The following is a 13987-nucleotide window of genomic DNA, read 5'->3' on the forward strand; positions in this document are numbered from 1 at the left end:
TACAATATTTGACGAGATGTAACACATTGTCAATATAACGATGCTCACAGGGATGTAAGATAATGTTTCGGTGGTTAGGAGAAGCCATGACTGATGTAACACATTTACGCGGAAAATATCTCACAGCGCTGAGACTTGCTGAAAGTCACGAGAAGATTCATCCCGCATGGCAGGATGATACGAACAAAGGCTTTCTAATTTGCTATGAGTTGCAATTAGCATTCGCGGATAACACAACTTTGTCGATTACGCCAACCGAGGTGGAGTTACCAAGACGCTACCCAGCGCTGGGGCTAATGCTCTCGGAAACAACAGCTACAACGTTATCCGAGATGTTCGAGATACCCGAGTTACCCGCGCGAATCGAACAAGTGACTCAGATTGATTATTTGCTAGAAGGCACCACTAACCAAATTGAACTCGTTTTACTGAATGGGCGCAAACTTATCATACGACATGTTTTTCCGCCCATGACATTGGGTGTAAAACTGACGAACGTTTGAGCTTTCAGACTCCTCTTGTCGTTGATGGTGCTAGTGAGGTTGTCGCTACAGGCGCGTGTTGGTTTTGGCTGCTTTGTGCCAATTGCGGACGGTGATAACACTCCAATAAGGGGCGATAACATATGAGCTAAAATTTAGAACGACGTGACGCAGCCCATATGTTTGCGTCCCAGCGAACGGCTACAGCATATTGTTATATTTTGGTACTTGAATACGTCGAAATAAGGAATAACGCCATTGAACCGGCTAGATTCACAGCCAACTCTGCATGTCGAGCTTGCGGTTTTACTGGCAACTTACCTTGTCCGTGAGCGTCGCCTAGTTTATTTCGAAGTGTTCCTAGACCATTAACAATACCGGAGCATCCCCCAAGAATCTGTTTGAATACTTGTTCAGTATGTTGTTCGGGAGCAAGATTTAATTCTTTAGCCGTCAGTTTATACAGTTCTGACAATTCAATTGAAGAAGAGTTGTAGCTGACTCTTTTATCATCCAGAATGTGCTTACAAACACTTTCCAGCATTGACCTTGAGATAGTAATTGCACCCTCAGGATCTGAAACTCTTCTTTCAAGAGCCTTTGCCCATGCGAAATGAATACTCTCAGAATCGAAATTACTTAGAACTTCATCAATTGTCTTCTTTGCTGGGTGTTCTAGACCACTTTCGACAAATTCTAATATAGGATTAAAAGCATCCCATATAAAGCGCCTACGCTCTGCGTAACTAGGATATTTTGCTTTTATAAACTCCCAGAACTGGGACAAATTTCTGTTTGTCTTTAACCATCGAGGCATCATTTCCGAAACAACTGGGGAGGTTAATATTTGCTGTCTGATGATTTGATAGTGTCCGTCATCTGCATCACCGCCTGTAGCTCTAGCAACCAGTAAATTCTGAAGATATTCAATTTTATCTAGTTGATTTTCGAGATGCTCTAGTCCATTCAAAGTAAAAAATTCCTATGAAAATATATGACGTTTCAGCTGTGCGGCGCAAAAGAAGCCTAGCGTAGTTCGCGTCCGAACGGGTGCCTTGCTATATACCGACATCACTTAACCCAGATATAGAGTTATCACGTCCAACAGTGATTATATGCAACCCTGTACTTTTCATTAAAGGCCGGATTCGCCACTGTTCAGCAAGAGCATCAAATTTTTCGGATTTCGGTACCGCTACAGCAAGGACATCAGATTCTTCGGCATGTTCGACGGTGATAAGCTGCCCAATTGCTTCCCTAATAAGAGGGTATTCTTGGGAAGACTTACTGCGCTTAAGTGGCCCTTTCTTCGATTCAACCCGCAGCCTTTGACCCGATTTAAGATCTGCAACGAGATCACCCTCGCCAGAGCTGGAGTGAATAATAATTGAAGCAGAATATTTTTTATTGGAATATTTCGCCTGCCATTGCTCCCGTTGTTCTGTACTCTCCCATCCATGTGCATTTAAAAATTCAACAATCGGAAAGTGAATGGTGCTTCCTGTCTTAACCTGAGCCCCATCTATAGCCGCTTGGATGTCACCCACGACATGGTCACTTTCTATTAGTGAAATAGCAAGACGCAGAGTAACTTCAGCTTCTGGCATTTTATCTTCAGGTAGCACTTACCCTCCTAAATGATTGTAAGGCATGGCTAAACAGCGAAGCACTCAGTGCTGGGGCCTGCACACGTAGTTTAGGATGTTTAAGCCGCTTTCTGTGTGTTTACAATGCATCAGGGTTCGGGAAATCACTGTGGCCTGCATACATTGCATAACCAGCATAATTTGCATAGCGTGCGTATCCTGCGCGATTAACATATGGGCTGAATGAGTAACTTCGGTATGAACTCTTAGCATTGTTGGTGATTAGCCTATTCCCGTTCATTACCTCGCCTAGATATTGTCCCTTGCTCCCATATATTTCATCGCCATTTCGTTTTCCTACGTGGCGACCATCATATGTCCATAAATCTTCGCCATCAAAATAGCCAAAAGATTCACCACTCCAAGTCCAAACCCAATCCATAGTTTTCTCCTAATTTACACATAACAGCTTATTATATCTACCGTGCAAAGCCAGATTCCTTGGAAGCTAGATTACCTTGTCAGTTCAGAAAGTCCAATGTCTGCTCTTCGCTCAAAGCAGCCCTTATCGCCGTGCCTGCCGCGACTCAATCTCCACAACTTTATTGCCGGAAAAAATCACCGTTAGGTAATATTCGCCGCCGATGTCACCACGTACAACATAAGACCATGCTTCGGCGGTGCGGCCACCACGACCAAACCCGGTGTTGATGCCAATCGATTGGCGATCGCGCATATCGGGGTTGCCGATTTTGTCCATAACTTCGATTTTGGTCATGCCACAGCGAATCAAGTCGCCGCCTTTAATCCGAAATGAACAGCTCTCTGCTGTTGGTGAATAAAGAACCAGAACGCTGACAGCAACGATTAAAAGCCACTTCATAACCAACACTCCATGCAAGACTTAAAAACATAAAGTTAACGTCCGAATCACATGTGCGCAATTACACAAAAGTCATAGTAGTCATTGTCTGCAAACCAGACTAAGCAGCACAGGCAAAAATGCGTCCAACGTCGAATGCTACGAAGTAAGGCTTTACCTGCAGAAAAGTCAGTGCCACACTCAAAGCACATCTTTTAGGACAAACTGATGATAAAGCTCTCACCAGATGAAGAACAGATAGCTGCGCAGGCGGTTATGTTCGCGAAAACGAACCGAACGCAAATTGCTCGAACTCTCACTGATAAGCTTCGGTTTCCGGCTGAGAAAAAGCCTGTTTCGGTTTTTATGGCAGGTTCTCCTGGAGCAGGAAAAACCGAAGCGTCCAAACTATTTTTAGAAGAGATTGGTGCGAGCAACGTCATACGATTAGATCCTGACGATCTCAGACACTATTTCGATGCGTATCAAGGTAGTAATTCATATTTGTTTCAGTCGGCGGTTTCTTTAATTGTTGAACGGACCTTGGATTTCGCGTTTAGAAACGGTCAGTCGTTTTTGCTAGATGGAACCTTGTCTAATTATGATATTGCGCATCGAAACATCGAGCGTTCGTTGCAAAAAAGCAGGCATGTCCTGATAATGTTTGTTTATCAGAAACCTGAATTTGCTTGGGAGTTTGTTCAAGCACGTGAAAAAGAAGAAGGTCGCAGAATTGAACCTTCTGTGTTCGTTGACCAATTTTTAGGTGCGCAAACAGTCGTAAATGAACTAAAAGGTGAGTTTGGCAGTCGAATACAGGTAGATTTATTGGTAAAAAACAATAAGGGGCACACCCGCTTCTACCATGACAACGTTGACGAGATAGAACGCTACATTACAGAGCGGTACACTCGCCAACAGCTTTTAGAGCTGATAGAATAACGCTCCCTTGACGGTACAGTAGACCTGTACAAAGATGGGTTAGAGCATAGAAATAGTAAGGTAACCAACAATGCTTGGACTATTCAAAAAGAAAGCGACAGAAAGTTCGAACCTATCGAACTTCGTGCACAACGCTAAATCGCGTGAGAAAAAACGCGTTTACGCACGCGTGATTGACCGTGCTATTGCAGAGCAAAATGCCGTTGTTGAGCGTCAGAAAAAGGCGGCGAACAGCTAGCCACTATCCTTCGTAAACTATTTGTCGAAAAAGCCCCAACCTTTCAAAGTTCGGGGCTTTTTTATTGCCACAAACAAAAATGCCCTCCAAGCGGAGGGCATTCGGCATCATACGAAACTAACTAGCAGCAGCCGTTAGCGATAATCTTCCACCGCTGGGCAGCTGCACATTAGGTTACGGTCGCCGTACACGTCGTCGATGCGGTTGACCGATGGCCAGAACTTGTTGGCGGCTACGGCTGGCACTGGGTAGACGGCGGTCATGCGGTCGTATGGACGATCCCAAGAAGCGTCCGTGATGTCAGCCAAGGTGTGTGGCGCGTTGTGCAACGGGTTGTTGTCTTGCGGCCATTCGCCCTGCTCGACTTTCTTCACTTCGTCGCGAATCGAGATCATGGCTTCGATAAAGCGGTCTAGTTCGACTTTCGACTCTGACTCGGTTGGCTCGACCATTAAGGTGCCCGCAACTGGGAAGCTCATGGTCGGTGAGTGGAAGCCGTAGTCTTGTAGGCGCTTGGCGATGTCGATTTCGGCCACGTCAGCGGCGTCTTTCAACTGGCGCAAATCGATGATGCACTCGTGCGCGACGCGGTCGTTGCGGCCTTTGTACAAGATCGGGTAGTGCCCGCTCAATTTCTTAGCGATGTAGTTGGCGTTCAAAATCGCTACTTCAGTCGCTTCGCGGAGGCCACGTGAGCCCATCATCACGATGTACATCCACGAGATTGGCAAAATGCTTGCGCTACCGAAAGGTGCCGCTGAAACCGCACCGTTCTCAAGGCCAGTGCCCTGAATCGGTACGACTTTGTGGTTTGGCAAGAATGGCGCCAAGTGTTTCTTCACGCCGATTGGGCCCATACCAGGACCGCCACCACCGTGTGGAATGCAGAAGGTTTTGTGCAGGTTCAAGTGCGATACGTCTGCGCCTACGTAACCTGGTGAGGTCACGCCGACCTGCGCGTTCATGTTGGCACCGTCAAGGTAGACCTGACCGCCGTGCTCGTGCACCACGTCACAAATAGTGCGGATGCCTTCTTCGTACACGCCGTGGGTCGACGGGTAGGTGACCATGATGCACGACAAGTTGTCGCCTGCTTCTGCAGCTTTGGCTTTGAGGTCTTCGAGGTCGACGTTACCGTTTTTGTCGCAGTCGACCACCACCACTTTCATGCCCATCATTTGCGCTGACGCTGGGTTGGTGCCGTGCGCTGAGCTAGGGATCAAGCAGATATCACGGTGCGTGTCGCCACGGCTGTGGTGATACTTCTGAATCGCCAACAAGCCTGCGTATTCGCCTTGTGCACCTGAGTTTGGCTGCATCGACATGGCATCGTAGCCAGTGATGTCAATCAACCAAGTTGACAAGGTGCTGAGCAGTTCGTAGTAACCGGCTGCTTGATCTTGCGGGCAGAACGGGTGCAGCTGACCAAACTCTGGCCAGGTCACCGGAATCATTTCTGCGGTGGCGTTCAGCTTCATGGTACAAGAGCCGAGCGAGATCATGCTGTGGTTCAAGCTGAGGTCTTTGTTCTCCAGCTTTTTGATGTAACGCAGCATCTCGGTTTCTGAGTGATGCGTGTTGAACACTTCGTGGGTCAAAATAGCGCTTTGACGCTGCAATTCTGCTGGAATTGAGGTCACTTCGCCGCCATTGACGCGCGCATCGAGTGCGTCAACGTCGAGCCCGTGGTCGGCACCGAACAAAGCCACAAACAGGCGCTCAACGTCCGCGCGGGTTTTGGCTTCGTCAAGACTGACGCCGAACTGGTTGTCGCCGTCGTAACGCAGGTTCATGCCCTGCTCGACTGCGCTGGCCAGAATGCTTTCTGCGTTGCCGTCGAGTTTGAAGGTTAAGGTATCGAACCACTGTGAATTGGTGATTTCAACGCCTTTGTCGCGCAGGCCTAGAGCGACGATGTCGGTCAAACGGTGGATGCGCTCAGCGATGGTGCGCAAGCCCTGTGGACCGTGGTACACCGCGTAGAACGATGCCATGTTGGCCAACAACACCTGTGCGGTACAGATGTTCGAGTTGGCTTTCTCACGACGGATATGCTGCTCGCGGGTTTGCATGGCCATGCGCAACGCCATGTTGCCGCGGCTGTCTTTGGAAACACCGATGATACGACCTGGCAGTGAGCGCTTGTATTTGTCGCGGGTAGCGAAAAATGCTGCGTGTGGACCGCCGTAACCCATAGGTACGCCGAAGCGCTGCGCTGAACCTAGCACCATGTCGGCACCCATTTCGCCTGGTGCTTTCAACAGCACTAAGCTCATGATGTCAGCGGCCACTGCAACCACTGCTTTCTCGGCTTGCAAGTCAGCAATCAGTTGCTCAAGGTTGTGCAATTGACCGTAACGGTCAGGGTATTGCAGCAAGGCACCGAACACGTCGTGGTTGGTGGCTTCGTGCGCAGGGCCCACGATCACTTCAAAGCCAAACATTTCGGCGCGGGTTTGCAATACGTCTAAGGTTTGCGGATAGACGTTATCGGCAACGAAGTAAGCGTTCGATTTGCTCTTCGAGACGCGCTTCGCCATCGCCATCGCTTCAGCTGCAGCGGTGGCTTCGTCGAGTAACGAAGCGCTGGCTAAATCGAGGCCCGTTAAGTCCATGGTCATTTGTTGGAAGTTCAAAATGGCTTCCAAACGACCTTGGGCGATTTCTGGCTGATACGGCGTGTAGGCCGTATACCAACCCGGATTTTCGAGCACGTTGCGTAAAATCACGTTCGGTACGAGCGTGTCGTAGTAGCCCATGCCAATGAACGAGGTCAGTACTTTGTTCTTGCTGGCGATGGTCTTCAGCTTGGCTAGCGCCTCGACTTCTGACAACGGTTCACCAACTTGCAAAAATGGGTCGCGACGGATCGCGCCCGGTACCGTGTCCTTGGTCAATGCTTCTAGTGAATCAACACCTAGTTCCGCCAGCATTTCTGCTTGCTCATCGGCACTTGGACCGATGTGACGACTGATGAACTCACCATGATTCTCTAACTGCTTAAGCGTAGCTGTGGTCATTTACTTCGTGTCCCTTTATCCGGGTGGCCAAATTAATCTTCGTCGATAACTGCTTGATAACCTTCTGCGTCGAGTAGGCTTTCTACTTCGCTTGGGTCTTCAGCTTTAATTTTGAACAACCAACCATCACCGTACGGGTCGTTGTTAACCGTTTCAGGAGCGTCTTCGAGGTCTTCGTTGACTTCCAAAACTTCACCAGCGATTGGCGCGTAGATGTCAGATGCTGCTTTTACCGATTCACACACCGCCACGTCGTCGCCAGCAGCAACGGTATCGCCAACTTCTGGCAATTCCACGAACACCATGTCGCCTAACAAATCTTGCGCGTGCTCAGTAATACCTACGGTAAATACGCCGTCACCGTCGTTGCGCACCCACTCGTGGGTTGATGCGTACTTTAATTCCTTTGGAATAGTGCTCATTTTGCGTTCCTCAACTAGGTTGTTCTGTAATTAAACGAGTGCTTTGCCATTGCGGACGAAGCTTGGCTTCACCACGCTAACTGTAACGAATTTCTTGCGCATTTCCACTTCGGCGGTTTCGCCTACGGTCGACGGCACGCGTGCCATAGCAATCGAGAAGCCAAGGGTCGGCGAAAAAGTACCAGAAGTGATGACGCCTTCGCCGCCTTCAACCACGACTTTTTGTCCATGGCGTAAGACGCCTTTTTCGCGCATCACTAAGCCGACGAGCTTGTCGTGGCCTTCGGCTTTTTGCTTCTCGAGTGCTTCACGGCCAATAAAGGCACGGTCTTCGGGTTCGAACGCGACACTCCAGCCCATGTTGGCTTCGAGTGGCGTAATGCCTTCGTCCATGTCTTGTCCGTAAAGGTTCATACCTGCTTCTAAGCGCAAGGTATCACGGGCGCCTAAGCCACATGGTTGGACGCCCACGTTGAGGAGGTCGTCCCAAAGTTTTTCTACGTTGGCAGCCGGCAATACGATCTCGTAACCTGCTTCGCCGGTGTAACCGGTGGTCGCGATAAATAAGTCGCCGACTTGTGCTGACATAAATGGCTTCATGCCATCTACTGCGGCAAAGTCGTCGCCTAAAATAAGTTTCAGCTTAGCTGCGGCTTTTGGACCTTGCAGGGCAACCATGGCAAGCGTCGGTTGCTCGGTGATATCTACTTGGAAGTTACGTGCAACGCTTTGGATCCATTCAACGTCACGTTCACGCGTCGCTGAGTTAACGACTAAGCGATACGATGTGTCGCTGAAGAAATACACGATCAGGTCGTCGATAACGCCGCCCTTTTCGTTCAACATGCTGCTGTATTGTGCTTTGCCAGGAATGCTGAGTTTCGCAACGTCATTGGCGAGTAACTTACGTAAGAAAGCTTTCGCATCAAGACCCGCAACATCAACGATTGTCATGTGCGATACGTCGAACACGCCAGAGTCATTGCGTACTGCGTTGTGTTCTTCGATTTGCGAACCGTAGTTGAGCGGCATGTCCCAACCATGAAAGTCGACCATTTTTGCGCCAGCTTTCACGTGCGCGTCGTACAGAGGAGTGCGATTTGCCATAGCTTCATCGTCCTGTTGCGGAGTAAAAAGTGCCCGCAATTATAAAGCCCCGACGCGCTAGCAACAAATTAATATTCCTTATGCTATTATTTGCATTGTTAATAAAGTTTCGTGCGCTATTGTAAATTCAAATAATTTTGCGAGGAATTCCGGTGCAACAGCTCCCTCTGGATGCCTTACGGGCGTTTGTTAGTGTCTACGAGCTGCAGAGCTTTACTGCAGCAGGGCAACAACTAGGTCGTTCACAACCGGCGATCAGCCTGCAACTGCAGCGCCTCGAAGAGCAGCTTGGCGTCAGTTTATACGCCCGCAGTGGTGGCCGCATTCAGCTCACGACCGCAGGCACCGAGTTACTCGACACCGCCCGCGCCATGCTTAGTCTCAACGACCAAATTATTGCGAGGCTGACCGAACCAACTCTCAGTGGTCGCGTGCGCTTGGGTATCACCAGTGAGTTTGCCAGTAAATTGCTGCCGCAAGTACTTGGGCAGTTCGCGCAAAGTTATCCCAATGTCGCGCTCGAGGTTACCTCGGGGCTGAGTAAGCAACTGATTCAGCAAGCGGATGCCTTCGACGTTATTATTGCCTTGACCGAGGCCGCGAACGCCGCCCGCATGCCCGCCGAGCAATGGTTAGAGCTGCGCCAAGAGCCTTTGGTGTGGGTCGGCAATCAGGAGAGTTACTTACTGCCTGAGCCCTTGCCTTTGGTGGTTGCACCTGACGGCTGCATTTATCGACGCCGCGCCTTGCGTGCGTTGCGTGATGCGGGCATTGCATCGCGCATTACCTACACCAATAGCGACTTTAGCGGTTTAACCGCAGCAATTGAGAGTAGCTTGGGTCTGACGGTACTGGCGCAAAGCACAGTGCCGAATCATTTGGAGCGCTTACAACGCGGACCTAACAATGTGTCGCTACCAGAACTCGGCGAAGTGGGCGTAATGCTGGCGATGCGGGCCACCGATAATTCAGCAGCCCAGCAACTGGCGCAGTTTATCCAAGAGCGGATTTAATCAGCTGGCGTTTCAGTGGGCCGAAGCTATTGGCGAATTTCAGGCCAATGCCGCGAACGAGTTTTGCCAATGGGTGTGCAGTGCCAAAACCGCGTTTGAAGGCTTCCATGGCACTAATCATTTCGACCGCCGCCAATTTGCGCGTGCGTTCCCACTCGCGGAGCTCGCGCTGGGTAAAGTCTTCGGCGGTCACTTTAAGCAAGTCGCTGACATCGCCAAAGCCCAAGTTTGCGCCCTGCCCAGCCAGCGGATGAATGGTGTGGGCGGCGTCGCCGAGCACTAACAAGCGGTGTTGCAGCCAACGCTGGGTGTATTGCATGCGCAGCGGGAAAGATGCACGTTTGGACACCACTTTTAGCTGCCCGAGGCACTGGTCGCTGACGCGTTGCAGTTGCTTGGCGAAAGCGCTGTCGTCAAGGGCTTCAAGTTCTGCGGCGACGGCGGTATCGGCCGACCACACCAACGAAACCTGATGCGGATCTGCGAGCGGCAACCAGGCCACTGGCCCACTGGGTAGAAACACCTGACGGGCACAGCCGCCATGGGGTTCGCTACACTCAATGACCGCCACACAACCGCGTTGTTGATAATCCCAAAAGGTCAGCGGTAAGCCAGCAGCTTGGCGCAACGGCGAACGACCGCCGTCGGCGGCCAGCAGATAATCGCCATCAAAGCGTTGGCCGTTGGCTTCGACCCAAACCCGCTCGGCGGTTACTTGCTGCGCACTGACGCTGGCGTTTTCATGCAACTCAACGCCTGCGGCTGCCGCACGCTGCCATAAATGTTGTTCCAACACGCGATTCTCGACAATCGCCCCTAGGTCGGTGGCGTTGGCTTCGCTGGCATGAAAGGCGATACGACCGAAACTATCATGGTCCCATACTTCCATCGCCTGATACGGCCCCAAACGATGGCTCGGTAGCGTTTGCCAGACCCCGAGCTGCTGCAACAAGCGGCGGCTCGAATGCGCAATGGCGCTAACGCGCAGCTCAAGAGTGTCGGTGTAGGTCGGTGCTGCGCCCTGCTCAAGCAGGGTCACGCGATGGCCTTGCTGACGTAACCCAAGCGCCGCTGTCAATCCGATCATACCGCCGCCAACCACAATAAAATGCTGCATTAGTTGCCTCCTTGCCAGTTGCGAGTCATCGCCAAGCCCATGGTGCGCGCGGCAAACGCATGGCGCAGTGGCGGCAAAGCATCAAGACCTAGCAAAGCTAAGTTGCGGAATTTAGTCAGTGGCCAATAGTGATTTGAGAAGCCGCGCACCAGGCCATCGGTCAATCCGATAATTTGTTGATAGTCCGCCGCACGCAGCTGCCAATAGTCAGCGAGCGTGGTGTAACTGCCGGGATCTGTGCTCTGTGCTAGTTGCTGGCTTAAGCATATGGCATCGCGCACGCCTAGGTTAAAGCCCTGCCCCGCAATCGGGTGCAACGTATGAGACGCATTGCCGATAATCACCGTGCGATGGGCGACGCTGCGCTCCGCTAAATGCAACTGTAACGGATAGGCGATGCGGCCACTAACCCCAGTAAAACGTCCGGCGCGATAGCCAAACACCTGTTGCACGCGGCGCACAAACTCGGCTTCTGGCAGGGCCATGATCGCGTCAGCGTGTTCAGTTTCGACACTCCATACCAACGAGGCAGTGCGGTTTGGTAACGGCAACAAGGCAACAGGGCCGGTGTCAGTGAAACGTTCATAAGCCCAACCGTTGAGATCTTCGGCGAGCTCTAGGGTGGCGATAATGCCGCTTTGGCCATAGTCGGTGGTTTGTTGCGCAATGCCTGCACGTTCGCGCACAAGCGAGCGCTGGCCATCGGCACCGATAAGTAAGCAAGCGCTCACCGACTCGGTGTGTTGCGGCCCTTGCAGCTCAACAGTGACATGGTCAGCGCTGTAACTAAAATCGCTGACTTGATGTTCTGCGCGCCATTCTACGTTCGGCATTTGCGCCAGCGCATCGAACAACGCCCGATTCAGTTGCGCTGCTGGTACCACTTGGCCAAGCGCCGGCACCCCTTCTTGTTCGGCGTGTAAGCGGGTGACACCACAATAGCCTTTGTCACTCACATGAATGTGTTGAATGCCTTCGGCAGCTTCAGCCACTGCCGACCACAAGCCTTCGCGCTCGAGCAATTCGACGGTGGCTGCCGCTAAAGCAATAGTGCGCTTGTCCGGCACTGGACCGGCTGGTGTCGGTTCCACCACCATCAGCTGTAAATCAGGACGTTGCCGAGCCACCAATAACGCCGTCAGCGAGCCTACCAGGCCACCCCCAGCAATCACAATGGTCTGAGTTACTGCTGTTGCATCCACGCTTCGATCTCTTCTACAGTTTTCGGTGCCGCTGCGGTCATGTTTTCAAAGCCATCAGCGGTGATGATGACGTCATCTTCTATGCGAATGCCCATACCGCGCCACTGTTCGGCCACCTCAAGGTCGTCGGCGGGAATATAAATGCCCGGTTCAACAGTGATGACCATGCCTGGCGCAAACGGAATCGCCTTATAATTTTGCAGCTCATCTGCTACGTCGTGTACGTCAAGACCAAGCCAATGGCCCAGCCCATGAATAAAATAGCTGCGGTAGCTTTGCGCTTGCCAATGCTCTTCAACGTCGCCGCTGAGAATACCCAGCGCCACTAAGCTTTCAGTAATCGAGCGCGCCGCCGCTTCATGGGCTTGCTGTAAGGTCGCACCGGGCTTAATGACCGCAAATGCCGCCTGTTGCGCACGCAATACTGCTTCATATAATTGCTTTTGCGTCTCGCTAAAGCGCCCATTCACTGGGAAGGTGCGCGTAATATCACCCGCATAGCCTTGGTATTCTGCGCCTGCATCGATTAGCAGTAAATCGCCGTCACGCAATTCGGCACTGTTCTCGGTGTAATGCAAAATGCACGCGTTAGCCCCACCGCCGCAAATAGTGCCGTACGCCGGCGCACTAGCGCCTTGCATGGCAAATTCATGGTGAATTTCGGCGGCCACTTGATATTCCATACGCCCCGGCTGCACAAAGCGCATCGCGCGTTTGTGAGCATCCACGCTAATCGCCGCAGCCTTACGCATCAATTCAAGCTCCGCCGCGGATTTCACCATACGCTCGCGGTGCAACCACGGCGCTAAATCATGCCACTGGCGCGGCGCTTGATTGCCCTGCTTGCGCTGACTGGCTAACTCCGCTGCCAACGCTTGCCAATGCTGCAACCATTCGCTGTTACCAAGGTCGCAAAACACGGTTTTACAGCCGTTCATTAAGAACTGTAGCTGCTCATCAAGGTCATCAATGCTGTGCGCAACGTCGACTTGTAATTCGGCCACAGCGCGCGCGGTGCCTAAGCGGCGACCATGCCAAACTTCCGCATGTGGGTCGTTCGGCTGGCAAAACAGCTGCACCGGCAATTCTGCATCGGGTGCCAGTACCAACACCGCATCGGGCTCGTTAAAACCGGTCAAATAGAAGAAGTCGCTGTTTTGGCGAAACGGGTATTCGGTATCGTTACTGCGGGTGACGAGGCTGGCACTTGGAATAATCGCAAGGCAAGCGGCATCCTGTTCGGCCAACATTGCTAACAGCCGTTGGCGACGCTGTACAAAGGCTTCCATCGCTACCTCTTTATTGGGTATTAATGCAGAGTTTTGTTGGTCTTGCACTCGCCGTTGCCATCTTGTCCCAATTCGTTGAAACACAGCATCGAGCTAATGCGTAAATATTCCATGATTTCAAAGTAGGCGCGCTCGGCGTCTTCATCATCTTCGACTTCGATTTCTAGCTTGGCAATTTCAACCATATCGTCGATGGCTTCGCGCAAGTCGGCAGACAGCCCAGCAAGATTCGTCTGATTCACGCCAAAACCAACCAAAAACGACTGCACCCAAGCAGTAAGCGCTTGCAGACGTTCATATAGCGGCTCATGGTCGCCCGGCAACAGCAGTTGGAAGCCTAAATCGGGGTCACGTAAACTAGCACAGGCTTCACCAGCGAGCTCTTTTACCTGATCTTTAACTTCGCTAGAAAAGGGCTGCCCTTCATGAATCAAATCGCTCAGCAATAACAGCCATTCATCGCCAGTCACGCTAGCTCCGCCAGCGACCATGCCGGTCAGTAAGCCGTGCACTTCAGCGGCGCTCGAGAGCAAACCCTGACGTTCAAAAAATTCACTTAGGCGATCATAGCGTTGTGAGCTGCTGGTCATAATCTAGTCTCTTGGTCTATCGTCATATGTATTCTTACTTAAATAGGTTCACATCCTACCACTACCAATGTCGACAGGCTAGCTGACAACGCCCCTCTAGGCATGTCATAATAGGCA

General features: G+C 51.4%; 15 protein-coding genes. 4 read left to right on the top strand and 11 right to left on the bottom strand.

The features are described 5' to 3' along the window. Positions 1-86: 86 nt before the first annotated feature. Positions 87-503 (top strand): hypothetical protein, encoded by a 417-nt coding sequence (locus IDAT_RS08600; protein ID WP_034732840.1) that lies wholly within the window; start codon positions 87-89, stop codon positions 501-503. 193 nt (positions 504-696) lie between these two features. On the opposite strand, the gene IDAT_RS08605 is transcribed toward IDAT_RS08600, so the two are convergent. The 4 genes from IDAT_RS08605 to IDAT_RS08620 all read right to left on the bottom strand — a co-directional run bounded on the left by IDAT_RS08605 (position 697) and on the right by IDAT_RS08620 (position 2951). After that, positions 697-1452: an abortive infection family protein gene (locus IDAT_RS08605; protein WP_034732843.1), complete on the bottom strand. Its 756-nt coding sequence runs from the start codon at positions 1450-1452 to the stop codon at positions 697-699. A gap of 88 nt (positions 1453-1540) precedes the next feature. Further along, on the bottom strand, positions 1541-2107 hold the full coding sequence (locus IDAT_RS08610) for a hypothetical protein (RefSeq protein ID WP_034732845.1): 567 nt from the start codon (positions 2105-2107) through the stop codon (positions 1541-1543). Between the two features lie 100 nt (positions 2108-2207). Next, a complete protein-coding gene (locus IDAT_RS08615) occupies positions 2208-2510 on the bottom strand; it encodes a hypothetical protein (protein ID WP_034732847.1) in 303 nt (100 codons plus the stop codon). Between the two features lie 123 nt (positions 2511-2633). After that, positions 2634-2951, bottom strand: a complete 318-nt coding sequence (locus tag IDAT_RS08620) for a DUF2845 domain-containing protein (RefSeq protein ID WP_034732849.1) — start codon at positions 2949-2951, stop codon at positions 2634-2636. A 207-nt stretch (positions 2952-3158) separates the two neighbouring features. Here IDAT_RS08620 and IDAT_RS08625 point away from each other — a divergent pair, with 207 nt between their 5' ends. Beyond that, positions 3159-3872, top strand: a complete 714-nt coding sequence (locus IDAT_RS08625) for a zeta toxin family protein (protein WP_034732851.1) — start codon at positions 3159-3161, stop codon at positions 3870-3872. A 70-nt stretch (positions 3873-3942) separates the two neighbouring features. Continuing rightward, positions 3943-4110, top strand: coding sequence for a hypothetical protein (locus IDAT_RS13375; protein WP_169740491.1), 168 nt, complete (start codon positions 3943-3945; stop codon positions 4108-4110). Positions 4111-4244: 134 nt separating this feature from the next. Here IDAT_RS13375 and gcvP read toward each other — a convergent pair whose 3' ends face one another. Genes gcvP through gcvT form a run of 3 tightly spaced genes read right to left on the bottom strand, consistent with a single transcriptional unit; the run spans position 4245 to position 8659 of the window. Next, positions 4245-7130 (bottom strand): aminomethyl-transferring glycine dehydrogenase, encoded by a 2886-nt coding sequence (gcvP, locus tag IDAT_RS08630; protein ID WP_034732853.1) that lies wholly within the window; start codon positions 7128-7130, stop codon positions 4245-4247. A 32-nt stretch (positions 7131-7162) separates the two neighbouring features. Then, positions 7163-7552 carry a glycine cleavage system protein GcvH gene (gene gcvH, locus IDAT_RS08635; RefSeq protein WP_034732855.1) on the bottom strand — a complete coding sequence of 130 codons (390 nt, stop codon included), beginning with the start codon at positions 7550-7552 and terminating at the stop codon, positions 7163-7165. A gap of 30 nt (positions 7553-7582) precedes the next feature. After that, positions 7583-8659, bottom strand: a complete 1077-nt coding sequence (gcvT, locus tag IDAT_RS08640; protein WP_034732858.1) for a glycine cleavage system aminomethyltransferase GcvT — start codon at positions 8657-8659, stop codon at positions 7583-7585. 152 nt (positions 8660-8811) lie between these two features. Here gcvT and IDAT_RS08645 point away from each other — a divergent pair, with 152 nt between their 5' ends. Then, entirely contained in the window at positions 8812-9672 is an 861-nt protein-coding gene (locus tag IDAT_RS08645; RefSeq protein ID WP_034732860.1) for a LysR family transcriptional regulator, read from the top strand. Here the strand turns inward: IDAT_RS08645 and IDAT_RS08650 are convergent. From IDAT_RS08650 to IDAT_RS08665, 4 genes are read right to left on the bottom strand one after another with little or no spacing between them, the layout of a single operon-like run. Beyond that, complete coding sequence (locus IDAT_RS08650; protein ID WP_034732862.1) at positions 9653-10789, bottom strand: UbiH/UbiF/VisC/COQ6 family ubiquinone biosynthesis hydroxylase; 1137 nt, start codon at positions 10787-10789, stop codon at positions 9653-9655. The two genes, IDAT_RS08645 and IDAT_RS08650, sit on opposite strands and share 20 nt — an antisense overlap. Next, entirely contained in the window at positions 10789-11991 is a 1203-nt protein-coding gene (gene ubiH, locus IDAT_RS08655; RefSeq protein ID WP_034732864.1) for a 2-octaprenyl-6-methoxyphenyl hydroxylase, read from the bottom strand. Before ubiH ends, IDAT_RS08650 begins: the two co-directional genes overlap by 1 nt. After that, a complete protein-coding gene (gene pepP, locus IDAT_RS08660) occupies positions 11973-13280 on the bottom strand; it encodes a Xaa-Pro aminopeptidase (RefSeq protein ID WP_034732865.1) in 1308 nt (435 codons plus the stop codon). Before pepP ends, ubiH begins: the two co-directional genes overlap by 19 nt. Before the next feature lie 20 nt (positions 13281-13300). Then, positions 13301-13870: a UPF0149 family protein gene (locus IDAT_RS08665; RefSeq protein WP_034732866.1), complete on the bottom strand. Its 570-nt coding sequence runs from the start codon at positions 13868-13870 to the stop codon at positions 13301-13303. Positions 13871-13987: the final 117 nt, after the last annotated feature.

It is taken from the genome of Pseudidiomarina atlantica (assembly GCF_000753735.1).
GTDB classification, from domain to species: domain Bacteria; phylum Pseudomonadota; class Gammaproteobacteria; order Enterobacterales; family Alteromonadaceae; genus Pseudidiomarina; species Pseudidiomarina atlantica.

What these genes read in the sequence shown, in the direction of transcription:
- IDAT_RS08600 (WP_034732840.1), top strand. Translation starts at nt 87, where the DNA reads ATGACTGATGTAACACATTTACGCGGAAAATATCTCACAGCGCTGAGA.
- IDAT_RS08615 (WP_034732847.1), bottom strand. Translation starts at nt 2,510, where the DNA reads ATGGATTGGGTTTGGACTTGGAGTGGTGAATCTTTTGGCTATTTTGAT.
- IDAT_RS08620 (WP_034732849.1), bottom strand. Translation starts at nt 2,951, where the DNA reads ATGAAGTGGCTTTTAATCGTTGCTGTCAGCGTTCTGGTTCTTTATTCA.
- IDAT_RS08625 (WP_034732851.1), top strand. Translation starts at nt 3,159, where the DNA reads ATGATAAAGCTCTCACCAGATGAAGAACAGATAGCTGCGCAGGCGGTT.
- IDAT_RS13375 (WP_169740491.1), top strand. Translation starts at nt 3,943, where the DNA reads ATGCTTGGACTATTCAAAAAGAAAGCGACAGAAAGTTCGAACCTATCG.
- gcvP (WP_034732853.1), bottom strand. Translation starts at nt 7,130, where the DNA reads ATGACCACAGCTACGCTTAAGCAGTTAGAGAATCATGGTGAGTTCATC.
- gcvH (WP_034732855.1), bottom strand. Translation starts at nt 7,552, where the DNA reads ATGAGCACTATTCCAAAGGAATTAAAGTACGCATCAACCCACGAGTGG.
- gcvT (WP_034732858.1), bottom strand. Translation starts at nt 8,659, where the DNA reads ATGGCAAATCGCACTCCTCTGTACGACGCGCACGTGAAAGCTGGCGCA.
- IDAT_RS08650 (WP_034732862.1), bottom strand. Translation starts at nt 10,789, where the DNA reads ATGCAGCATTTTATTGTGGTTGGCGGCGGTATGATCGGATTGACAGCG.
- pepP (WP_034732865.1), bottom strand. Translation starts at nt 13,280, where the DNA reads ATGGAAGCCTTTGTACAGCGTCGCCAACGGCTGTTAGCAATGTTGGCC.
- IDAT_RS08665 (WP_034732866.1), bottom strand. Translation starts at nt 13,870, where the DNA reads ATGACCAGCAGCTCACAACGCTATGATCGCCTAAGTGAATTTTTTGAA.